Annotated in this window: 21 protein-coding genes; 13 read left to right on the forward strand and 8 right to left on the reverse strand. The window is 67.4% G+C overall.

Annotated elements, in window-relative coordinates; translation table 11 throughout:
* Positions 1 to 139: 139 nt before the first annotated feature.
* A complete protein-coding gene (locus E6G06_18695; GenBank protein TML87164.1) occupies positions 140 to 493 on the forward strand; it encodes a hypothetical protein in 354 nt (117 codons plus the stop codon).
* Between the two features lie 132 nt (positions 494 to 625).
* On the opposite strand, the gene katG is transcribed toward E6G06_18695, so the two are convergent.
* A complete protein-coding gene (gene katG / locus E6G06_18700; protein ID TML87165.1) occupies positions 626 to 2,848 on the reverse strand; it encodes a catalase/peroxidase HPI in 2,223 nt (740 codons plus the stop codon).
* Here katG and E6G06_18705 point away from each other — a divergent pair.
* The 6 genes from E6G06_18705 (at position 2,781) to E6G06_18730 (ending at position 11,976) form a co-directional block, all read left to right on the forward strand.
* Positions 2,781 to 3,419 (forward strand): transcriptional repressor, encoded by a 639-nt coding sequence (locus E6G06_18705; protein TML87166.1) that lies wholly within the window; start codon positions 2,781 to 2,783, stop codon positions 3,417 to 3,419. The genes katG and E6G06_18705 overlap by 68 nt on opposite strands.
* A 66-nt stretch (positions 3,420 to 3,485) precedes the next feature.
* Entirely contained in the window at positions 3,486 to 4,886 is a 1,401-nt protein-coding gene (locus tag E6G06_18710) for an ABC transporter substrate-binding protein (protein TML87167.1), read from the forward strand.
* Positions 4,887 to 4,932: 46 nt separating this feature from the next.
* Entirely contained in the window at positions 4,933 to 7,137 is a 2,205-nt protein-coding gene (locus E6G06_18715) for an MFS transporter (protein ID TML87168.1), read from the forward strand.
* Positions 7,137 to 9,992, forward strand: a complete 2,856-nt coding sequence (locus E6G06_18720) for an ATP-binding cassette domain-containing protein (GenBank protein TML87169.1) — start codon at positions 7,137 to 7,139, stop codon at positions 9,990 to 9,992. Before E6G06_18715 ends, E6G06_18720 begins: the two co-directional genes overlap by 1 nt.
* 43 nt (positions 9,993 to 10,035) lie before the next feature.
* The gene (locus tag E6G06_18725; protein ID TML87170.1) at positions 10,036 to 11,001 is read left to right on the forward strand and encodes a hypothetical protein; all 966 of its coding nucleotides are present in this window, start codon (positions 10,036 to 10,038) and stop codon (positions 10,999 to 11,001) included.
* Positions 11,002 to 11,052: 51 nt separating this feature from the next.
* Complete coding sequence (locus tag E6G06_18730) at positions 11,053 to 11,976, forward strand: hypothetical protein (GenBank protein TML87171.1); 924 nt, start codon at positions 11,053 to 11,055, stop codon at positions 11,974 to 11,976.
* Between the two features lie 176 nt (positions 11,977 to 12,152).
* On the opposite strand, the gene E6G06_18735 is transcribed toward E6G06_18730, so the two are convergent.
* From E6G06_18735 to E6G06_18745, 3 genes are read right to left on the reverse strand one after another with little or no spacing between them, the layout of a single operon-like run.
* A complete protein-coding gene (locus E6G06_18735) occupies positions 12,153 to 12,542 on the reverse strand; it encodes a VOC family protein (protein ID TML87172.1) in 390 nt (129 codons plus the stop codon).
* Positions 12,539 to 13,297 carry an ArsR family transcriptional regulator gene (locus E6G06_18740; GenBank protein ID TML87200.1) on the reverse strand — a complete coding sequence of 253 codons (759 nt, stop codon included), beginning with the start codon at positions 13,295 to 13,297 and terminating at the stop codon, positions 12,539 to 12,541. The genes E6G06_18735 and E6G06_18740 overlap by 4 nt, the downstream gene beginning before the upstream one ends.
* Positions 13,298 to 13,355: 58 nt before the next feature.
* Positions 13,356 to 13,826 carry a pyridoxamine 5'-phosphate oxidase family protein gene (locus E6G06_18745; GenBank protein TML87173.1) on the reverse strand — a complete coding sequence of 157 codons (471 nt, stop codon included), beginning with the start codon at positions 13,824 to 13,826 and terminating at the stop codon, positions 13,356 to 13,358.
* Between the two features lie 128 nt (positions 13,827 to 13,954).
* Between E6G06_18745 and E6G06_18750 the strand changes: the two genes are divergently transcribed.
* Complete coding sequence (locus E6G06_18750; protein ID TML87174.1) at positions 13,955 to 15,448, forward strand: hypothetical protein; 1,494 nt, start codon at positions 13,955 to 13,957, stop codon at positions 15,446 to 15,448.
* Positions 15,449 to 15,462: 14 nt separating this feature from the next.
* Here the strand turns inward: E6G06_18750 and E6G06_18755 are convergent, their stop codons facing one another.
* The 3 genes from E6G06_18755 to E6G06_18765 are packed head-to-tail and all read right to left on the reverse strand — an operon-like array spanning position 15,463 to position 17,531.
* Positions 15,463 to 16,731, reverse strand: coding sequence for an RNA polymerase sigma factor (locus E6G06_18755; protein ID TML87175.1), 1,269 nt, complete (start codon positions 16,729 to 16,731; stop codon positions 15,463 to 15,465).
* Positions 16,728 to 17,075 (reverse strand): hypothetical protein, encoded by a 348-nt coding sequence (locus tag E6G06_18760; GenBank protein ID TML87176.1) that lies wholly within the window; start codon positions 17,073 to 17,075, stop codon positions 16,728 to 16,730. The genes E6G06_18755 and E6G06_18760 overlap by 4 nt, the downstream gene beginning before the upstream one ends.
* Positions 17,076 to 17,108: 33 nt before the next feature.
* Positions 17,109 to 17,531, reverse strand: coding sequence for a hypothetical protein (locus E6G06_18765; protein ID TML87177.1), 423 nt, complete (start codon positions 17,529 to 17,531; stop codon positions 17,109 to 17,111).
* Between the two features lie 177 nt (positions 17,532 to 17,708).
* Between E6G06_18765 and E6G06_18770 the strand changes: the two genes are divergently transcribed.
* Positions 17,709 to 18,254 carry a riboflavin biosynthesis protein RibD gene (locus E6G06_18770; protein TML87178.1) on the forward strand — a complete coding sequence of 182 codons (546 nt, stop codon included), beginning with the start codon at positions 17,709 to 17,711 and terminating at the stop codon, positions 18,252 to 18,254.
* 4 nt (positions 18,255 to 18,258) lie between these two features.
* On the opposite strand, the gene E6G06_18775 is transcribed toward E6G06_18770, so the two are convergent.
* The gene (locus E6G06_18775; GenBank protein TML87179.1) at positions 18,259 to 18,933 is read right to left on the reverse strand and encodes a DUF899 domain-containing protein; all 675 of its coding nucleotides are present in this window, start codon (positions 18,931 to 18,933) and stop codon (positions 18,259 to 18,261) included.
* Between the two features lie 68 nt (positions 18,934 to 19,001).
* Here E6G06_18775 and E6G06_18780 point away from each other — a divergent pair, with 68 nt between their 5' ends.
* Genes E6G06_18780 through E6G06_18795 form a run of 4 tightly spaced genes read left to right on the forward strand, consistent with a single transcriptional unit; the run spans position 19,002 to position 20,992 of the window.
* The gene (locus E6G06_18780; protein ID TML87180.1) at positions 19,002 to 19,319 is read left to right on the forward strand and encodes a winged helix-turn-helix transcriptional regulator; all 318 of its coding nucleotides are present in this window, start codon (positions 19,002 to 19,004) and stop codon (positions 19,317 to 19,319) included.
* Positions 19,319 to 19,759 (forward strand): SRPBCC domain-containing protein, encoded by a 441-nt coding sequence (locus E6G06_18785; GenBank protein TML87181.1) that lies wholly within the window; start codon positions 19,319 to 19,321, stop codon positions 19,757 to 19,759. Before E6G06_18780 ends, E6G06_18785 begins: the two co-directional genes overlap by 1 nt.
* Positions 19,759 to 20,319 (forward strand): TIGR03086 family protein, encoded by a 561-nt coding sequence (locus E6G06_18790; protein TML87182.1) that lies wholly within the window; start codon positions 19,759 to 19,761, stop codon positions 20,317 to 20,319. Before E6G06_18785 ends, E6G06_18790 begins: the two co-directional genes overlap by 1 nt.
* Positions 20,320 to 20,350: 31 nt before the next feature.
* Positions 20,351 to 20,992, forward strand: coding sequence for a DNA-3-methyladenine glycosylase 2 family protein (locus tag E6G06_18795; protein ID TML87183.1), 642 nt, complete (start codon positions 20,351 to 20,353; stop codon positions 20,990 to 20,992).
* Positions 20,993 to 21,047: the final 55 nt, after the last annotated feature.

Consider the following 21,047-nt stretch of genomic DNA (forward strand, 5'->3'; position numbering starts at 1 on the left):
GGCCGGGTGGCTTCTCGAGACCGCCCACAGCATCAGCGCCGCCCAGATCGGCAGCGCGACCCGGACGGCGGCAGGGGTCGGTCTCACCGTGGAAGCCGCGGACCGCCACAGCGCCTCGCAACTCGGAACCGACGCGTCCGTGGCCGGCATCGTGCTCGCCCTCGGCGTGCTCGCCATGACCGTCGGTCTCATCCGCGCGGAGACGGCCAACGATCTGCGCACGCTGACCGCGACAGGCGCCACCGCAAGGACACGCCGCGCACTGACCGGGGCCACGGCCGGCAGCCTCGCTCTGTTGGGAGTGGCCCTCGGTGTCGCCGGCGCCTACGCCGAGGCCATCGCCTGGTACCACCACCGTCTCGGCCCGCTCGGGCATCCGCCCTATGCGAACCTGCTCACAATCGCCGTCGGCCTGCCGGTCGCGGCAGCGGTCGGGGGCTGGGCAGTGGCTGGACGTCATTCGCCCGCCATCGCCCGTCGCCCCCTCGAATAGCACCCGGCACTCTCTTGCCGTCGACGCCGCGCCGCGTCAGGACGGCTGCCTCGTCGGCAGGCCGCGGCGATTCGAACCAATCCGACGCTCGCGCTCTTGGCCGTGCCCCTCGACCGTGCGTCGAGATCGAGATCAGGCGAGGTCGAAGCGATCGAGCCTCATGACCTTGTCCCACGCGGCGACGAAGTCACGCACGAACTTCTCCTTCGAGTCGTCAGATGCGTAGACCTCGGAGAGAGCGCGGAGTTGTGAGTTCGAACCGAAGACGAGGTCGACGGCCGTGGCAGTCCGCGTGACCTTGCCCGTCGCGCGATCGCGACCTTCGTACACGTTCTCCGACGAGGATGTCTTCCACTCGGTATTCATGTCGAGCAGGTTCACGAAGAAGTCGTTGGTCAAGGTCTCGGGCCGGTCGGTGAAGACGCCGTGCGGCGATTGGCCCACGTTGGCGTTCAGGGCGCGCAGCCCACCGACGAGCACCGTCATCTCGGGAGCGGTCAGCGACAGCAGGCTGGCCCGATCGAGCAGCAGGGTCTCGGGCCGTTGCTTCTCTCCTGCGCGGAGGTAGTTGCGGAATCCATCTGCGGTTGGTTCGAGCACGGCGAACGAGTCCGTGTCGGTCTGCTCCTGGACGGCGTCGGTACGGCCCGGCGCGAACGGGACCGTGATGTCGTGCCCGGCCTTCTTCGCCGCCTGCTCGATGGCCGCGCCGCCGCCCAGGACGATGAGGTCCGCGAGCGAGACTCTCGTTCCACCGGACTGTGAGCCGTTGAAGTCTTGCTGGACCTGCTCGAGAGCTTGCAGCACCTTGGCCAGCTCAGCCGGCTGGTTCACCTCCCAGTCCTTCTGCGGTGCGAGGCGAATCCGTGCGCCGTTGGCCCCGCCGCGCTTGTCGGTGAAGCGGAAGGTGGCCGCCGACGCCCATGCGGTGGTGACGAGTTGGGAGATGGACAGGCCCGACGCGAGGAGCTTGCTCTTGAGGACGGCGACGTCCGCGTCGCCGACCAGTTCGTGGTCGACAGCGGGGATGGGGTCCTGCCACAGCTGGGGCTCGGGAACCCACGGACCGAGGTAGCGCGAGACGGGCCCCATGTCGCGGTGCAACAGCTTGAACCACGCCTTGCCGAACGCGTCTGCGAGCTCCTTGGGGTTCTCGTGGAAGCGCTTGGCGATCGGCTCGTAGATGGGATCGACCTTCAGCGCGAGGTCGGTTGTCAGCATCATCGGCGCGTGGCGCTTCGTCGGATCGTGCGCGTCGGGCACCGTGCCTTGCGCCTCGGGATTCTTGGGGGTCCACTGCTTGGCCCCCGCGGGACTCGTCGTCAGCTCGTAGTCGTAGTTGAACAGGTTGTCGAGGTAGCCGTTGTCCCAGTTGATCGGGTCGTTGGTCCACGCGCCTTCGAGCCCGCTGGTGATGGTGTCGGCGGCTTTGCCGGTGCCGAAGCTGCTGATCCAACCAAGGCCCTGATGCTCGACGGGGCAACCCTCGGGCTCCGGGCCGACGAGGTCCGGATCGCCTGCGCCATGGCACTTGCCGAAGGTGTGTCCGCCGACGATGAGCGCGACCGTCTCCTCGTCGTTCATCGCCATGCGGGCGAAGGTCTCTCGGATGTCCCGGGCGGCAGCCCGCGGATCCGGGTTGCCGTTCGGTCCCTCCGGGTTGACGTAGATCAGGCCCATCTGGACGGCACCGAACGGACCGGCGAGTTCCCGGTCGCCGCCGTAGCGCTCATCGCCGAGCCACGTGTCCTCCGGGCCCCAGAAGACCTCGTCGGGCTCCCAGATGTCCTGGCGCCCGAAGCCCATCCCGAACGTCGTGAATCCCATCGACTCCATGGCAACGTTGCCGGCGTAGACCAGGAGATCGGCCCAGGAGATCTTCTGACCGTACTTCTGCTTCACCGGCCAGAGCAGCCGACGCGCCTTGTCGAGATTCGCGTTGTCAGGCCAGCTGTTGAGCGGTGCAAAGCGCTGATCGCCGCTACCCGCACCGCCTCGGCCGTCGGCGATGCGATACGTGCCGGCCGCATGCCACGTCATCCGGATGAAGAGCGGCCCGTAGTGGCCGTAGTCCGCGGGCCACCAGTCCTGCGATGTCGTCATCACCTCGACGATGTCCCGCTTCAACGCGTCGAGGTCGAGACTCTTGAACGCTTCTGCGTAGTCGAAATCGTCGTCCATCGGGTTGGACTGAGGCGTGTGCTGGTGAAGAACCGACAGATCCAGCTGGTCCGGCCACCAGTCGCGGTTCGACCTGGGCCGGTGCGGCTCGGGAGTCGGGGAGGGAATGGCTGGGCTCTCGCTTTCGCTGCCGCGGTCAGACACGTGGTTCTCCGTTCTCGGTGGTCCTGCCACCGGAAGTGGCCCAAGTTGGAAGTGTTCTAATCTCGGAGGAGCACTGAGTCAAGAGCTATGCGAATATTGGAAACCGAGTGGCGCGGCCTCTAGGCTTGGTTGCGTGGGACCCGCACCGACGCTCCTCGAACGCCTCCGCGCCCGTGGCTGGCGGGTCACGCCCCAGCGGCGCGCGGTCGCTCAGGTTTTGACCGGCGATCACGTGCACCTCACGGCCGACGACGTTCTGGAAGGGGCACGCACCATCCTGCCTGAAGTGTCCCTCGCCACCGTCTACAACACGCTTCGGGACCTGGTCGAGATGGGCGAGCTGCTCGAGCTGCGGGTTGGCAACGGCCCCGCGCGCTACGACCCCAACACCGGCACCGCCCACCACCATTTGGTGTGCACGGTCTGCCACCGACTCGTCGATGTCCATCCCGCGGGCCTCGACGACCTCGGTCTACCGCTCGACCAACGCCATGGCTATGTGCTCGACGAGATCGACATCACGTTCCGCGGCCGGTGCCCGAACTGCGTCCGAACCGACACCACCAAACCACGCGTTGGAACGGGGACCGGCGTCACGTAGGTTCACGCCGAGGTCCTTCGTTGCCGGGAAACGCGGCTTTGGGCGATCTAATGTCCTGTCGCTCATCTGATCTTGGGGGCGCGCGTGACACGACGGCGAGAACGACGCAAAAGGTTCTGCCTGCTGCGGGCGGCCCTTGCCGGCTTGGCGCTACTGGGGCTGTTGGCCGCGTGTGGGGGCTCCTCGAAGAGCGGCTCCCCGTCGACGACGGCTCAACGCGGTACTGAATCGACGGCCCTTGGCGTCGGAGTGACACCTACGGAGATCAAGCTCGGGGTGGCGCTCATCGACTTCAACTGCGTCAAGGACTTCGTCGACTCGATCCGCATCAACCAGGATCAGGTGTACCAAGCGTTCATCGACGACGTCAACGCCAAGGGTGGGATCAACGGTCGCAAGATCGTGTCCGTGTACGACAGCTATTGTCCGATCAACACCGCCGGTCCGCTTTCGGTGTGCACGAAGCTGACCGAAGACGACAGGGTGTTCGCCATCACGGGGAACTTCTTCGACACGTCTGGTGACGGTCAGACCTGCGTCACGAAGCAGCACCAACGCGTCCTGCTGTCGTTCAACCTGACGCAGGCAATCATCGACAAGGCGCCGCCCGGTCTCCTCCTCTATGCCGGGGCCACGAACGAGCGAACGACCAGGGTCGTGCTCAAGCTCTTGGAGAAGCAGCGCACCCTCGTCGGCAAGAAGGTCGCCGCGCTCGGCGCGACACAAGAGGCAGGGGTGGTCAACGGAACGATCGTGCCCGGCTTGAGGAAGCTCGGGTTACAGCTCGGCACCACCGCGATTCTAACGATCACCGGGACCGATACGACCGCTGCGCAGACGCAGCTCGACAGCTTCATCGAGCGGTGGAAGGGCGAAGGTGTCGAGGCGATCTTCCTCGCCGGCAACGAGGTGTCGGGCGCGAAGCAGTTCGTCACCAAAATCCGTAGCGCGATGCCCAAGGTCATCCTCATCTCCGACAACACCGACGTGAAGGGTCCCGCGCAGGACTTGACAAAGGCCGGTGTCAAGCCCAATCCATACGAGGGGATCTTTTCGGCGGGCGGCCCCACGCCGATCGAGTACGACAAGAGCGAGCACTGGAAGTACTGCGCCGCGATCTACGAGAAGTACACCGGTAAGCACGCACCGAACTCACAGGAGGTCGTTCCCGGTCCGGGCGGCAAGACGCTCGAAACCAACGCCTCGATCAACGACGCGTGCCAGGTGATCACGATGTTCCGCGACATCGCCACGCGGGTGGGCAAGAACCTCAACAACGCCAACTGGACCAAGACGGTTGACACCTTCGGCCACATCGACAACTACGGCTCGGGACCGTACTCCTCGCTGCACAAGGGGAAGTACGACGCCGAGGACAACTTCCGCCTCGAAGCGTTCGACTCCTCCATCCCACCGATAGGCAACTGGCGGGGAATCACCGCGGTCGAGAACATCACCGGCGGATAGCAGGCGAAAACCGAAGTGACCGAGCGTGGCTCGAGGCGGGACTGACGTGGAGGAGACGCGCCCGGGGGAGGTCGCCGCACTCGCAGCGGCGGTGCTCGACGAGGAGGCGGCGCGCCAAGAAGCACAGGCGCGGGCCACGGAGCAGGTGATCTTCCCCGACCAGCTGCTGCCCGGGGTGAACTCCGAGCCGGTCAGCTTCCGCGACGCGTTCGCCCGCGGCGGCAAGCTGATGTTCGTCGTCCTCAGTCTCCTGCTCGCGTTCGACGAGCTCGAGGGTGCGGCGATCCAGGTGCTCGGGCCCGAGATCCGCTCGACCTTCCACATCAGCGAGGGCGCGATCGTCTTCATCGCAACCGCCTCGTCGGCGTTCTTCGTGCTCGGAGCGGTTCCGATGGGCTGGCTCGCCGACCGGGTGAAGCGAGTGCCCATCGTCGGCGTCGCCAGTCTGTTCTTCGGGGCCTTCGTCTTCTGCTCGGGCCTTGCGGTCAACGCGTTCATGCTGTTCTGGACGCGATTCGCGACGGGCATCGCCAAGGCGAACAGCATCCCGGTGCACCAGTCGCTCATCGCCGACAACTACCCGATCGGCATCCGCGCCCGGATGGCGGCCGTCATGGGCATGGGAGCGCACGGGGTCGGTCTCGCCAGCCCGGTCCTCACCGCGGCGATCGCCACCTCGTTCGGCGGACCGGAGGGCTGGCGCTGGGCCTGGTACCTGCTCGGCATCCCGGTGGTTGTCGTCGCTTTCGGCGCCTTCGCGATGAAGGAACCGACCCGCGGGCAGTTCGAGAAGGACGACGTTCTCGGCGAGGTGATCGAGGACGAGAACCCGGCACCGATCTCGATGGAGTCGGCATTCGCGCGGCTGAAGAAGATCGCCACCATCCGCACCGTGCTCGTCGCGTTCTGCGCACTCGGCTTCGGACTCTTCAGTCAGGGCGAGCTGGCATCCCTCTACCTGAACGACACCCTCCACATCCATCGCCCACTGACGCGCGGGCTGATCCTGAGCCTCTCCGGCATCGCAGCCCTGCCGATCCTGCCGTTCGTCGGCCGGTACTTCGACAAGGTGTACCGGCGCAATCCCGCCAAGGCGCTCGCGTTGGTAGGGGCGCTGATCCTGCCCTCGGCAATCTTCACGCCGATCCAGTACTCGGTGCACAACTCGACGTGGTTCTGGATCCTCGGCGTCCCGCAGGCCGTGCTCACGACCTCGGCATTCGCGATGACCGCCCCCGTGCTCCAAGCAGTAGTGCCTTACCGGCTCCGTGGCATGGGGACCGCGATGTCGACGATGTACATCTTCTTCATCGGTGGCTTCGGGGGCGGCGTCATCTCCGGCTTCTTCACCGACGCGATCGGCGTGCGAGGGACCGTCATCGCCCTGGGTGTTCCGACGAGCATCATCGGAGGGCTCCTGTTGATGAACGGCGCCCGGTTCATCCGCAACGACCTCTCGCTCGTCGTGGAGGAGCTCCTGGAAGAGAGGGATGAGCACCGCAAGCGCCACGAGCTCGGGCAGGAGCCACCTGTCCTCCAGGCCGCGAACATCGATTTCTCCTACGGGTCCGTACAGGTGCTGTTCGACGTCAACTTCGAGATCTACCGCGGCGAGTGCGTGGCGCTGCTCGGCACGAACGGCGCGGGCAAGTCGACCATCCTGAGGGTGGTGAGCGGGCTCGAGGTGCCCGACCGCGGGGTCGTGCGACTCAACGGGCGGAACATCACCTACGTGGCGCCGGAACAGCGGGTTCGACTCGGGATCGTGTCGCTTCCGGGTGGCAAAGGGGTGTTCCCGAGCCTCACCGTGGGCCAGAACCTCGCGGTGAGCGCCTGGCTCGGCGGTGGCAGCAACGCCGACGTCGAGCAGCGCATCGACAGCGTGCTGACGCTCTTCCCCGAGCTCGGCGGACGCCGAAGGCAGTCGGCCCGCAGCCTCTCCGGCGGCCAGCAGCAGATGCTCGCCCTGGCGCGCGTCCTGATCCACCAGCCCGAGGTGTTGCTCATCGACGAGTTGTCGCTCGGCCTCGCGCCAATCGTCGTGCAGCGCCTTCTTGAGCTCGTCGACGAGCTGAAGGGGCGTGGCCAGACCATGGTCATCGTCGAGCAGTCCCTGAATGTGGCGCTCGAGATCTCGGATCGCGCCATCTTTCTCGAGAAGGGGCAGGTCAAGTTCGAAGGCCCGGCACATGACCTGCTGGCGCGCGACGACCTGGCGCGCGCCGTCTTCTTCGGGACCGAGGGCGGGTGATGCTGGCCTCGCTGCTGCAACCCCACATCTGGACCGCCAACCTCCTCGTGATCGGCTTGGTGCGCGGCCTGATCGTCTCGCTCATCGCGATGGGGATCGTGGTCGTCTACCGGTCGAGCCGCGTGATCAACTTCGCGGTGGGCGACCTCGGCGTCCCGGCCGCAGCCTTGCTCGCGGTCATGGCGGGAAAGTCGCACTGGCCGTATTGGCCTTCGCTTCTCTTGGCCGTGTTGAGCGGCACACTCGCAGGCACGGTCGTCGAGCTGGCGGTGATCCGGCGGTTGTTCAGGGCGCCACGCGTGATCGTCCTCGTCGCGACCATCGGCGTTGCCGAGCTTGCCCGCGCGGTCACGCTCACCCTGCCCGGGTACCGCAGCGGCCGCTTGCAGACGGCGTTCCCCAGCCCGATCACCAGCGAGTGGCATCTGGGGAGCGTGACGATCAAGGGCTCACAGCTGCTCGCGCTCGTGGTCGTTCCGTTCATCGCGACCGGGCTCTGGTGGCTCCTGGGTCACACCCGGTTCGGCGTCGCGGTGCGAGCGTCGTCGACGAACTCCGATCTCGCACGGCTCACCGGCGTGAGCCCGAAGCTCATGTCGACCGCGGTTTGGACGATCGGCGGGTTCCTCTCGGCGATCTCGATCATCCTGTACGCCACCGAGCAGGGCACGTCCGATCTCGTCTCAGTCGGGCCGGAGACACTGCTCCTCGGTCTCACGGGGGCGTTGATCGGTGGCATGCGGTCGTTTCCGCGCGCCGTGGTGGGCTCCGCGGGCGTCGGCGTCCTGTACCAGGTCCTCGTCTACAACTTCCCGAACACGGTCGGCTTGGTGCAGTTCGTCCTGCTGATCCTCGTGCTGATACTCGTCGCGCGGATCAGCCGGGCGGACGACTCTGGCGCCGAGAGCTTCGCCTTCGCCCCGCGCGTCGCGCCCGTCCCCGAGCGACTGCGCCAGATCTGGTGGGTCCGTCGGATGCCGCAGCTCGTGGCCGGGATCGCACTCCTGTTCGCACTGGTGCTTCCGCTGGTCGTGCACGAGTCGTTCCATCATCAGACGTACGCGATCATCCTCGCCTTCGCGCTGTGCGCGGTCTCGGTAACCGTCCTGACGGGCTGGGGCGGTCAGCTCTCACTGGGACAGATGGCGTTCGCAGGAATCGGTGCACTCAGTGCCGCGGCTTTCGTGCGCGGCGTCTCGCTCAACATCGGCTGGCGATCGACGCGGCTCATCCGGGGTCAGCTGCCAAAGGTTCCGTTCGTCCCCGCGCTGCTCCTCGGTGCGCTCGTCGCCTGCCTCATCGCGGTCGCGGTCGGCGTGGGTGCCCTGCGTGTGAAGGGCCTTCTCCTCGCGATCAGCACGATGGCGTTCGCGATTGCTGCGCAGGCCTACATCTTTCCTCGGCCGCTCTTCGCCGGCACCGAGGGGTCTGTTACCGTGCAGCTTCCCCGAGGAAAGCTCGGAGCGCTCGACCTCGCGCACCTCAACCGCAACTACTACTACTTCACGCTCGCCGCGCTCGTCGTCGTGCTGCTCCTCGTCGGTCACCTGCGACGCACCGGCATCGGTCGCATGATCATCGGCGTGCGCGAGAACGAGCCGGCCGCGTCGGCATTCACAGTGTCACCGACCCGCTCGAAGCTCACCGCGTTCGCAGTTGCCGGCTTCGTTGCGGGACTGGGAGGTGCAATCCTCGGCGGCAGCGTCGTCACGATCGGCTACGCGGATCGGTTCTTCCGGATCGAGGACTCCCTCACGGTCGTAGCGCTCGCGGTGATCGGGGGGCTCGGGAGCCTCGCCGGCGCAGTGGCCGGAGCACTGTGGGTCGTCGGCCTGCCCGCGTTCTGGCCGAGCAACCGCACCGTCCCGCTCTTCACGTCGAGCATCGGGCTGCTCATCATCCTGTTGTACATCCCGGGCGGCTTCACCCAGATCGGCTATTGGCTCCGGAGCTCGATCGTGAACTGGCTCGAGACGCGACTGCCGGCGGCGCAGACAAAGACGCGGATCGCGCCACCGGCGTCGCTGAGGCGCGTCGCCACGAGTAGACGGACGCGCGTCAACGCGGACGGAAGCGTGCTCTCGACATCCGGCCTGACCGTGCGCTTCGGTGGCATCGTCGCGGTCGACTCGGTCGATGTCCGCGCCGCCCCCGGAGCGGTGATCGGGCTGATCGGCACGAACGGCGCGGGTAAGTCGACATTGCTCAACGCGATCGGTGGCTACGTCGCGAGCACGGGCCGGGTCGAGCTCCTCGGCGACAATATCGGCAGGCTGCCCGCCCACCAGCGCGCGCACTTGGGGCTCGGGCGCACGTTCCAAGCGGCCACCCTGTTCCCGGAGCTCACCGTGCGCGAGACGGTGCAGCTCGCGCTCGAGGCGCGCCATTCGACGCCATTCTGGGGCTCGCTGCTCTGTTTGCCGGGCGCTACCGACGCCGAGCGATCGAAGCGAGCCGACGCCGCCGAGCTGATCGACTTCCTCGGGTTGGGCCGGTACGCCGATCGGTTCATCGCCGAGCTGTCGACCGGAACCCGGCGTATCGTCGAATTGGCATCCGTGCTCGCGGTGGCACCGAGCGTCCTCTGCCTCGACGAGCCGACCGCGGGGGTCGCCCAGCGCGAAGCCGAGGCGTTCGGTCCCTTGATCAAGCGCGTGCAGCAAGAGCTCGACGCGACGCTGATCCTCGTCGAACACGACCTTCCGCTGATCCTGGCGATCTCCGACCACGTCTATTGCATGGAGGCGGGCGAGATCATCGCCGAGGGGGCACCCGACACCGTGCGGAGCGACCCCCTTGTCGTCGCCTCGTACCTCGGCGGCGACCAGCGGGCTATCCGACGGAGCAACGTTTGAGACGCGAGCACACGCGGGCGAGCGCGTGACCGAGGACCCGATGATGAGCGCCAGGTTCGCCGACGACGAAGAGGTCATCGCGTGGCGCGAGGACGGGTGGGTATTGCTCGAGGGCCTCGTCGGGGCCGATCAGGTCGATGCTGCGACGCCCGATCTGTGGGAGATGTTCCCCACGCCCGAGCAGTATCACGCCGACCCCGCCGGCGAGACCGAGAAGTGGCTCGGACGGCCTCCGCCGCCACGTGATTCGTTTGTGTGGCCGGCGGCCGGCCCCGGGTTCCGCCCCGAGCAGCACCGGTGGCACGGCGAGTTTCCGTTTCCCGGAACCGGGGCGCTCAACCGGCTGTGCGTGCACCCTTCGATCGTCGACTTCATGGAACGGGCGTTGCAGACGACCGACCTTCGGCTCTACCAGGTGCACGTCGCGGCCAAGTACACCGGCGTCACGAACTACGAGCAGCCGATGCACACCGACCGGAACCACTCGTGGCTGCCCCCGCGAACGGAGTCGCGGTGGTTGCACGTCGAGTCGTTCCTCTATCTCTCCGACGTGCACGGCGGCACCGCCCCCACGCACCTCGTGTCCGTGCGCGACTCCGAGGGCCGGCCCACGACGACGCCTCTGATCATGCCGAACGCCGACCCTGAGCTCTATGCAGCGGAGCGGCCGGCGACTGGCGTGCGCGGCTCGCTCCTCGTGTACCGCCCCGACGTCTTCCATCGTGCTGTCGACCTCACCGCACCGGGCGGCTCGCGGTTCCTGTTGAATGTGAGCTTCAAGGTCGCCGGCCAGGACTGGATCGGCTATCACGCTCTACAGTCGCGTGCGAATTCGCCCCACTGGGTCGCGTTCGTCGAAGACTGCAGTTCGAGCGAGCTCGCGCTCTTCGGGTTCCCGCCTCCGGGACATCCGATCTGGGACACGGCGCTCATCGAGGCGACCTCCCGCCGCTATCCGAAGTTGGACCTCACACCGTGGCGCGCCGCGCTGGCGCGTCGGTTGGGGTGAAGGCGACGACCTGACGACCGCGAAGCCGGTGCGGCGACGTATCGTTCGAGCATGCTCGAGGAGATCGCCCGGAACAAGCGGCGCAGCGTGCTCGTGATTCTCGGGTTCGTTCTGATCTGGGTAGGGATCGGCGCGTTGCTCGGTGCCCTCTTCGGTGGGAGCTCGGGCTCTCGGGGCTCGGCCGTCGCCACGGGCATCGTGATCGCGGCGATCGTTGCGTTGTTGGCTTCGGCGTACGCGATGACGTCGGGCGCGCGCCTCGTGCTCGCGGTGTCGGGCGCTCGCCCCGCCGATCCGAGCCGGTACCAACAGCTCCACAACGTCGTCGAGGCAATGGCGATCAGCGCCGGGCTGCCCAAACCGGCGGTGTACGTGATCGACGACCCGTCTCCCAACGCGTTCGCAACGGGCGTCAACCCGAACAAGGCTGCGATCACGGCGACCACGGGGCTGCTCCAACTCATGAACCGCGACGAGCTCGAGGGTGTGATCAGCCACGAGATGAGCCACATCCGCAACTACGACGTGCGGCTCATCCTGGTGGTCAGCACGCTGATCGGCCTCGCGGGGCTGCTCGCGAGCATGGTCTGGCGATCCGCCTTCTTCATGCGACCCCGCGGTCGGGATGCCCAGCAGATCACGATTCTCATCCTCGCGGCCGGAGTCTTGCTGACCGTCGTCGCATTCGTCGTGGGTCCGTTGATCCGATTTGCGTTGTCGCGTTCCCGTGAGGAGTTGGCCGACGTCAGCGGTGTGAACCTCACGCGCAATCCTGATGGCCTGATCCATGCTCTGCAGAAGCTGGCGCAGAACGACAAGCCGTTCAAGGGGTTCAACCACGCGACCGCGGCGATGTGCATCGACGACCCGTTGCAGCACCACGAAGGCTTTGCTCACCGCCTGTTCGACACGCACCCCCCGCTCGAGGAGCGCATCGCCATCCTCCAGAAGATCGCGCAAGGCGAATCCGCCTGACCGCTTCCCGACCGTGAACGACGTAGCCCGCGGTCGCGTGCCGCCGCGCCGGTTGGGGTGCCCGTGAGGCCTACGGCGTCCCCAGTGGCGTCAACAACGTCCTCATCATCAACCGAGTCATCGCGCCAGGCCGAGTGACGGCGATCTTGGTGCGCGAGGCAATCGGGTTCTAGAGGTCAGGTGCCGGCGGGTTGGAACAGCTCGACGACGTTCCCGGCGGGGTCTTCGATCAGGATCTGCTGACCGCCGGGACCAGTGACGATGTCGTTGCGGAAGCGCACACCGGCGTCACGGAGCCGGGCGACCTCGGCGGCGATGTCGGAGACGAGGAGGTGGATGCGGTTCCATCCGCCGGGTCCAGGGGTGGTGCCGTCGGGCATCGGGCGTCCCGCGGAACTGGCCGGACCGCTGAGCAGCAGGCGCAGGTTGCCGAGGGTGACATCCGCGAAGGCGGGGCCGGCGGCGGTGCGCACCTCGAAGCCGAGGTGCCCGGTGTAGAACGCGATCGCGGCGTCGACGTCGTCGACCATGTAGCGGACGTTCACCATGTTGTCGAGGTCGGTCATCTGTCCTCCTGTGCCGTGAGGGTGGCGAGCAGGAACCCGATGCGGGTGTCGAGCTCGGCGGCGGTCTGCCGAAAGGTGGGGTAGCTCGTCTCGTCGTCTCCGTCGGCGTGGCCCGCGGCAGGGTCGGGGATGCTCCAGTGGATGGCCTCGGGGTCGCCGGGGAACTCGGGGCAGACCTCGCGCACCCGGTCACACAGGGTGATCACCCGGTCGAACCGATGCCTGGCGAACTCGTCGAGGTGCTTTGAGCGGTGTTCGGTCAGGTCGATGCCGTGCTCGTCGCGCATCACCCGGACGGCGTTGGGGTGCAGGGGCTTGGGGTTGCTGCCGGCGCTGCGGGCGTCGACCCGTCCACCGGATCGGACCGTGATAAGGGCCTCGGCCATTTGGGACCTGGCGCTGTTGCCGGTGCACAGGAACAGCACCCGCACCCGCTTCGCTCGGGGCGGGAACGCGCCCGGCTCGGGTGGGCGGAGGCGGAGCCCCGCGTGCAGCGCCGCGCCGGTGGCGGCGAGGAGGTCGCCGAGGCGAGTGAGGTCAGCCGTGTAGTACGCGTCTCGACCGTCGGCGGAGCTGCGTCGAGCGGAGACGAGCCGGGCGTCGCGGAGCTTGCCCAGGTGGTAGGAGACGAGGTTCTGGTGCTGGCCCGAGAGGTCGGTCAGCTCGTGCACGGTGCGGTCGCTGCGGGCGAGGTCGCCCAACAGCTGCCACCTCAGCCGATGCCCCGCGAGCTGAAGGAACTCGTGCGGCGTCAGCTCGACCGATGCAACTCGCACCGCCTCGTTCTACATCAATCTGGTTCGATGCATCAAGTCAAATTGTTGGATATGCCCGATCGACCGTGCCACATCGCGGCGACGGGCAGCTGGATGTACGCCTCGAAGTCGTTGGCGCCCACCCGCCCTCGGCGAACACCTGGGCGAGGCGCCGCAGCTGCGCGTCGTCGGTCACCCGGGCGGCCCGGCCCTCGAGCGCGACGTCGTAGCCGTGGATGGCGACACCGAACGCGCAGCCGGAGTCCCGCTCGATGTTGCGGATCTTGCGGGACCGGGGTCCACCGCTGAAGTAGTAGCGGCCGTCGACCCACAAGGCGCCGACGGCGGTGATGTGCGGGCGGCCGTCGGCGTCGAGCGTCGACAACCAGAAGGTGTCGTGGCCGGGCCCGCCGGGCCCCGGTTCCTGGGTGAGGTTGGTCTCCAGCGTCCCGCGGACGTCGTCCCAGTCGAGCGGACCGAGCTTGTAGAGGCCGGCGAGGTTCTTGGCGGTCGGTGCGTTCGCAGCCATGTCAAAACCGACGGTGGGAGCCGTTGGTTCCCATCGGTGCGGCTACGGAACGCTGATCACCGGCCAGGTTCGCGGCCCGCATGACCTGCTCCCGACGAGGCGAGATCTCGCCACGTTAGGGTCGGGCGATGGGCCGCGAGGTGGTTACGGGGTACTGCTGGCCGCAATCAGTGGGCGCGGGCGAGCAGGTCGGTCTGCACATGTCGTCGTCCGCGGGGCGGCCGGTGCGCGTCGAGGTGACACGGGTCGGCGCGCGACGGGAGGTCGTGTGCAGTCTTGACGGAGTCGCGGCCGACGAGCACGAGACGCCGAAGGACGCTTCCTCGAAGGGGTGCGGCTGGCCTGTCGCGCTCACTCTGGACGTCGACCCGACGTGGCGGTCGGGGTACTACGAGGTCGTCATGGAGATCGACGTCGGCGAGAAGGTACGGCGCGACTACGCGTTCTTCGTCGTGCGTCCGTCTTCTGGCGCGCGCATCGTGCTCGCGCTGGCGAACAACACGTGGCACGCCTACAACGACTTCGGCGGACCGAACCTGTACACGGGCGGCACCCACGTCGCCATGCAGCGGCCGATGGCGGCGGGCTACCTGTACAAGCCGCCGGGAAAGGGTCGTCGCGTGACGGGGACGGGCGCGCCCGATCCGCAGAACGCCGCGCACGTCGGCTACATCCAGCTCAACCACCTGTCGGGCTATGCAGGGTCGGCCGGTTGGCCCGACTGGGAGCTGCCGTTCATCGAGTGGGCCGAACGCGAAGGGTTCGAGATCGGTGTGTGCACGAACGCCGATCTCGAAGCACACCCAGAGGTCTTGGACGACGCGAGCCTGTATCTGTCGGTCGGCCACGACGAGTACTGGTCTCGCGGGATGCGCGACACGGTCGAAGCATTCATCGCGCGTGGCGGCAACGCGGGGTTCTTCTCGGGCAACACGTCGTTGTGGCAGGTGCGCATCGAGGGTGACGATCACGACGTGATGGTCGGGTACAAGGGCTTGTTCAAGAACGATCCGCTGATGAACACCGACCGCGAGCCGGAGGTGACGACCTTCTGGTCCGATGTGATCGTGGGTCGTCCCGAGAACCACATGACCGGCGTCACTTTCACCCGCGGCGGCTATCACCGCATCGGTCGCAATGTGGCCGCCGGCCTCGGCGGCTACACCGTGCACCGCGCCGGTCACTGGATCTTCGACGGCACCGGGCTCGGCTACGGCGACGTGCTCGGCGCCGCCACGACCGTCGTCGGCTACGAGTGCGACGGGTGCGTGTTCACCTACCGCGACGGGCTGCCGTACCCGACCGGCGAGGACGGCACGCCGTCGACCTTCGAGATCCTCGGCACGTGCCCGACGCAGCACTTCACCCGCGAGACGGCGCCTCGTCCGCCCAAGCCGGGCGAGCCCAGCGAGTTGGAGTACATCGCGTCACGCGTGTTCGGGACGCGTGAGCCCGAGGCGATGGAACGCATCCGCCACGGCCACGCGGTGCTGGGTGCGTACACGAACGAGGCGGGCGCGACAGTGATGACGTCGGGGTCGACCGATTGGGCTCACGGGCTGGCTGGGCGAGACCCGCAGATCGAACAGATCACCCGGAACGTTCTGACACGGTTGGGATAGACCGCGCGGCCGGCTCACGGAGATGAGGGACGTCGATCGGCAGTAGCGACGCGTTGCTGCCGGAGGAAATGTCGCTCGGCGGGGTTCGAACTGAGCTCGATGGCGCGGTCGTAGGCAGCGACGGCGCCGTCTCGGTCGCCGGCGCGGGCGAGGAGGTCGGCGTGTGCCGCGTGATACGGCTGGTAGTCGGCGAGCGTCGTGGTGTCGAGCGCGGCGAGCGCTGCGAGACCAGCGGCCGGGCCGTGGAGCTCGGCGACGGCGATCGCCCGGTTGAGCGCCACGACCGGATTCGGGCGTAGGGCGTAGAGCTGGTCGTAGAGCGTGATGATCTGCGTCCAGTCGGTGGCGTCGGCCATCGGCGCGTCGGCGTGCACGGCGGCGATCGCCGCCTGGATCTGGAATGCGCCAGGGTGGTTGCGGCGCAGGCAGGCGCGTACGAGCTCGTGTCCTTCGCCGATGAGCGAGCGGTCCCATCGATTGCGGTCTTGGTCTGCGAGGCGGATCATCGCTCCCTCGCTGTCGGTGCGAGCGGGGCGGCGGGCCTCGGTGAGCAGCATCAACGCGAGGAGCCCGATGGCTTCCGGTTCGTCGGGCATGAGCTCGGCGAGGACTCGTCCGACCCGTATCGCTTCGTTGGACAGATCGACGCGCGTGAGGGTCTCGCCGGACGTCGCCGTGTGTCCTTCGGTGTAGATGAGGTAGATGGCCGCGAGCACGGCGTGGAGGCGGTCGGGGAGCTCGGCGGCTCGCGGGATCCGGTAGGCGGCGTGGTTGTCGCGTAGCTTGCGCTTCGCTCGCACGATCCGTTGCGCCACCGTGGCCTCGGGAACGAGGAAGGCGCGAGCGATCGTGGGGGCGTCGAGTCCCCCCAACAGCCGAAGCGTCAGTGCGACCTGGGCGTCTGCGGCGAGCGCGGGGTGGCAGCAGAGAAACATGAGGCGCAGCTGGTCGTCTGCGACGACGTCGACGAAGGCATCCAGGTCGTCGAGCTCGCGTCGGTGGTCAGGTTCCATGTCGTCGGCGTGGAGTCGGTGGGCAGCGAGGTAGCGGTCTGTCCGGGACGCTTCGCGTCGCAGGCGGTCGATGGCGCGGTTGCGTGCGGTCGTGACGATCCAGCCGCCGGGGTTCGGGGGCACTCCGTGCTGCGGCCACTGCTCGGCCGCGATGGCGAAGGCTTCGGCCACCGCGTCCTCGGCGAGATCGATGTCGCCGAGGACACGGATCAGCGTGGCGGTGCACCGGCCGGCTTCTCGGCGGAAGACGGCATCGAGGGTTTCATTCACCCTTCCGCCGGCCGGACCTCGACCGGCCCTTCGCAGGCGGCCGCGGCCTTGCCCGCCCACGCGAGCGCGGCGTCGAGATCCGGCGCCTCGATCATCCAGAAGCCGCCCATCTGCTCCTTCGTCTCTGCGTACGGACCGTCGGTCATCGACACGTCGCCGCCGGTGGATCGCACCACGGTCGCCGAGGACGCGGGGTGGAGCCCGGCGCCGAACACCCAGGCGCCAGCCCGTTCCAGCTCGCCGTTGAACTCGCCGACCTGCGCGACCTGGCGTTGTGCCTCCGGCGAGGAGAAGTCGAGGTCGTAGTCGTCGTCGTGCCACACGGACAACAGGTACTGAGGCATCGTCAACTCTCCTTGTGATTCGTGAAGTTCGTGTCAGTCGTGAAGCTGTCGGGCGAGGACCGGAACGATTATCGTGGCCGCGATCCCGTGCATGGCGACGAGCGCGACCTTGGTGGCGACGTCGGGTGGGAGCGTGATCGAGGGGAGGCACGACAGCGCCGTGAGCATGCCGGTGCTCTGGAGGAACCGGCGGCGTGCCGCGGCGCTGCGCCGCCTCACGAGCTCGGCGATCAGTCCACCGACGATGGCGCCGACGAAGGTCATCTGAGCGAAGCCGGCGAGGGGGATCATCTCGCCGTCCACCGCAAGCGGGACGCCGGCGGAGTGGACGGCCGCAGCGACCGTGGCCGTGACGGCGGCGGCGGCCAGACCCACGGCGACGGTCGCGCGCCGCAGCGAGCCGGCCGGCAATGCCGAGTGGTGCGGGGTGGTCGGGGTCGGGGCGGTGACGGACATCGGGTTTCCCTTCTGTTCGGCGGTGCCCGCTGCACCGCTCACCCCCTCTACGAGCGGGACCGCCGGAATCGACACCCGACTCGAGAGAAATTTTCTCCGCTCCGTGTCGAAACGGCGCCGGCCGTTCGTGGTCGGCACAGCAACAACCTCTCAGATCGGCCAGAAAGGATTCCGCAGATGCGCAAGGTGACCGCAGGTTTGTTCAGCTCGATCGACGGTGTCGTCCAGGCACCCAATGAATGGCAGCCCGCCTTCGACGACGAGATGGGCGCGGCGTTGTCCCGCATGCTCGAGGAGCAGGACGCTGTGCTGCTCGGCCGGGTGACCTTCGCCGAATGGGCGGGTTACTGGCCCACCTCGACCGACGAGCCATTCGCGACCTGGATCAACACAACGCCGAAGTACGTCGCCTCCACGACCCTCGACTCGGTCGACCACTGGTCGAACAGCACCCTCATCAAGGGTTCGGTCGCCGACTTCGTCGCCGAGCTGCGCCGGCAGCAGGGCGGAACAATCGGTACGGCCGGCAGCCCCACGCTGGTTCGGTACCTGATCGAACACGGGCTCCTCGACGAGCTCACCCTGATGATCAGCCCCGTCGTGGCCGGCGGGGGACGCACGCGACTGTTTCCCGATGATGCGGCGCTGACCAACTTCGAGCTCGTCGAGGCCCTGCCGACAAGCAGTGGCGCGGTGATCGCCACCTACCATCCGATCCGATAGCGCTTCACTTCGTGTCGTCGCCGGGTTCGTCGTGCCAGATCCACCACGCGTAGGGCGGGGTCTGAGGGTAGCCCTCCGGCGAGTCCTCCCACTCCTCTTGGCGCCCGAGCGCGGTCATGTCGAGGTAGCTCCAGGTGCTCCCCATCGCCTCGTCGCCGCGGACGTTGATGAAGTAGGTGCGGAACACGCGGTCCCCGTCGCGGATGAACGCATTCGTGCCGTGCCACTCGTCAACACCGAAGTCGGCGTCGAAGCCGTCCCTCATCGTGTACCACGGCATCTCCCAACCCATCCGCGCCTTCACCCGCGCAATGTCTGCCTGCGGCGCCCGCGAGGCGAAGACGAGAGTGGTGTCGCGGGCGTTCAGATGGGCGACGTGAGCGACCTGATCGGCCACCATGGAGCACCCGATGCAGGCATGTTCGGGCCAGCCGGACACGCCCGGTTCGAAGAAGGCGCGGTAGACGATCAGCTGACGGCGACCGTCGAACAGGTCGAGAAGGCTCGCCTTGCCATCGGGGCCGTCGAACTCGTAGTCCTTCTCCACGGCCAGCCACGGCATCCGCCGACGCTCGGCAGCCAACGCGTCACGAGCGCGGGTCAGCTCCTTCTCCTTCACGAGCAGCTGCTGACGCGCGGCCTCCCACTCGTCGGGCGACACGATCGGGGGTGTATCCATGTCGAGCTCCTATCGACTGCCAGAGATTCAGTTGACACTTACGTAAGTAATCGCTTACGTTAGCAGGTGTGGATGCAGCCCTCAAGGCGTTGGCGGAACCACGTCGCCGGGAGATCGTCCGGCTGGTGTGGGGTCGCGAGCTTCCGGCCACCGACATCGCGGACCACTTCGCTGAGGTCACTCGATCCGCGATCTCGCAGCATCTCGGTGTCCTCAAGGCGGCCGGGCTCGTGATCGAGCGTCGCGATGGGACGCGCCGGCTGTATCGAGCAGACCGAGCGGAGATGAAGAAGCTCCGAAAGTCCCTCGACGACTACTGGACCACTGGGCTCGAGCGACTGCGTGACGTCGCCGAGGCCGCCCAAAGAGAGAAGGAGAAGCGCTGATGGCCGAACTCGTGCGCGAGATCATGATCGATGCGACGCCGGAGACGATCTGGCCGTTCCTGACCGAGCCCGGAAAACACATCGAGTGGGACGGCACGGTGGCGGAGATCGACCCACGACCGGGTGGCGTGTACCGCGTGCTGGTCGCCGGCCAGCACCAGTCGGCGGGGGAGTACGTCGAGGTCGATCCGATGAGAAAGGTCGTCTTCACCTTTGGCTGGGAACAGGAGGGTCATCCGATCCCGCCCGGGTCGACCACGGTCGAGATCACGTTGCAGCCCGAAGGGGACAAAACGCGCGTGCGCCTTGTTCACCGCGGGCTGCCCGACGACGCCGTCGAGGATCATGGCGCCGGGTGGGCGCACTACCTGCAGCGGTTGGCGGTGCGCGTCGGTGGCGACGATCCCGGCCCGGACATCGGACCCGGAGCAGGCGACTGATGGACATCGTCAAGCTGCACGACCGGGCGCTCGAGGCGACAACGTCGATCGTGGCCAGCACCGCCGCATCACAGTTCGGCGCACCGACTCCGTGCGACGAGTTCGATGTGCGCGGTCTGCTCAATCACATGATCGGCGGCAACCGTCGCTTCGTGAAGATCGCACACGGCGAGCCCGGAGAGTCGGTGCCGGCGACCGGTGACTTCGTCCGCAACGACGCACTCACTCCGTATCGCGAGTCGGCCGACGCGGTGTCGAAGGCATGGAGCGATCCGTCCGTGTTGGAGAGAACCGTGCATTTGCCGTTTGGCGAGTTCCCGGGTGCTTTCGCCATCGGGATCCACACGGTCGAGGTGATCGTGCACGGTTGGGACCTGGCAAAGGCAACCGGACAAGCGACCGAGCTCGATCCGGAGCTGCATGCGGTGGCGTGGCAGAACTGCAAGGACATCGACGACAGCTTCCGTGGTCCGGGTCGACCATTCGGTCCCGCCGTGACCGCACCGGCCGGCGCAAGTGACACGGCCCGGCTGATGGCCTGGCTCGGACGACGCCCCTAGCACAGCGACGAGCGGCGCTACCTTCTGCGCAATGACGAGGATCGCGCTCGCGGCGGCGGTCGAGGAGGCGGCGGCGCGTGACCCGGTGCTGTCGAACCTGGTCTCGCTGGTCGGGGTGGTCAAGCACCGGCCACGCAACGCCGACGGACCCTTCGGAGCGTTGGCCCGTGCGATCGTGTTCCAGCAGCTCGCTGGTCGCGCGGCCCAAGCCATTCTCGGCCGTGTGGTCGTTGCCGCCGGCGGCCATCTCACCGCTGATGCGCTGAGCGTCACCGCTGATGAGGATCTGCGCGCAGCAGGGCTCTCGGCGAACAAGCTCGCGGCGTTGCGCGATCTGACAGCCAAGGTGCTCGACGGAACGGTCGACTTCTCCAGATTCGGGCGTCAATCCGACGACGCCATCATCGACCAGCTCATCGGTGTGCGCGGCATCGGCCATTGGACGGCAGAGATGTTCCTCATGTTCGAGCTCCGGAGACTGGATGTTTGGCCGGTCGACGACCTCGGTGTGCGGCAGGGATACGGGCTCGCATGGGGCATCGACCCGCCGCCGACACCGAAACCGCTGCTCGCCCTCGGCGAGCCGTTTCGCCCTTACCGCTCCGTACTCGCCCGCTACTGCTGGGAGGCCGTCGCGCTCCACCGCGGCGGAACCGACCCCAGCCTGCGATAGACCGTCGCGAACGGCGACGGGTCTGGACTTGCGCTCGATCCGGCGACTCATCAAG

This window comes from Actinomycetota bacterium, from assembly GCA_005888325.1.
GTDB lineage: Bacteria > Actinomycetota > Acidimicrobiia > Acidimicrobiales > AC-14 > AC-14.

Coding starts and splice junctions, on each gene's coding strand:
- E6G06_18705 (TML87166.1), top strand. CDS start 2,781: ATGGCTGGGCTCTCGCTTTCGCTGCCGCGGTCAGACACGTGGTTCTCC.
- E6G06_18720 (TML87169.1), top strand. CDS start 7,137: ATGCTGGCCTCGCTGCTGCAACCCCACATCTGGACCGCCAACCTCCTC.
- E6G06_18725 (TML87170.1), top strand. CDS start 10,036: ATGAGCGCCAGGTTCGCCGACGACGAAGAGGTCATCGCGTGGCGCGAG.
- E6G06_18730 (TML87171.1), top strand. CDS start 11,053: ATGCTCGAGGAGATCGCCCGGAACAAGCGGCGCAGCGTGCTCGTGATT.
- E6G06_18735 (TML87172.1), bottom strand. CDS start 12,542: ATGACCGACCTCGACAACATGGTGAACGTCCGCTACATGGTCGACGAC.
- E6G06_18745 (TML87173.1), bottom strand. CDS start 13,826: ATGGCTGCGAACGCACCGACCGCCAAGAACCTCGCCGGCCTCTACAAG.
- E6G06_18750 (TML87174.1), top strand. CDS start 13,955: ATGGGCCGCGAGGTGGTTACGGGGTACTGCTGGCCGCAATCAGTGGGC.
- E6G06_18760 (TML87176.1), bottom strand. CDS start 17,075: ATGCCTCAGTACCTGTTGTCCGTGTGGCACGACGACGACTACGACCTC.
- E6G06_18765 (TML87177.1), bottom strand. CDS start 17,531: ATGTCCGTCACCGCCCCGACCCCGACCACCCCGCACCACTCGGCATTG.
- E6G06_18770 (TML87178.1), top strand. CDS start 17,709: ATGCGCAAGGTGACCGCAGGTTTGTTCAGCTCGATCGACGGTGTCGTC.
- E6G06_18775 (TML87179.1), bottom strand. CDS start 18,933: ATGGATACACCCCCGATCGTGTCGCCCGACGAGTGGGAGGCCGCGCGT.
- E6G06_18785 (TML87181.1), top strand. CDS start 19,319: ATGGCCGAACTCGTGCGCGAGATCATGATCGATGCGACGCCGGAGACG.
- E6G06_18790 (TML87182.1), top strand. CDS start 19,759: ATGGACATCGTCAAGCTGCACGACCGGGCGCTCGAGGCGACAACGTCG.
- E6G06_18795 (TML87183.1), top strand. CDS start 20,351: ATGACGAGGATCGCGCTCGCGGCGGCGGTCGAGGAGGCGGCGGCGCGT.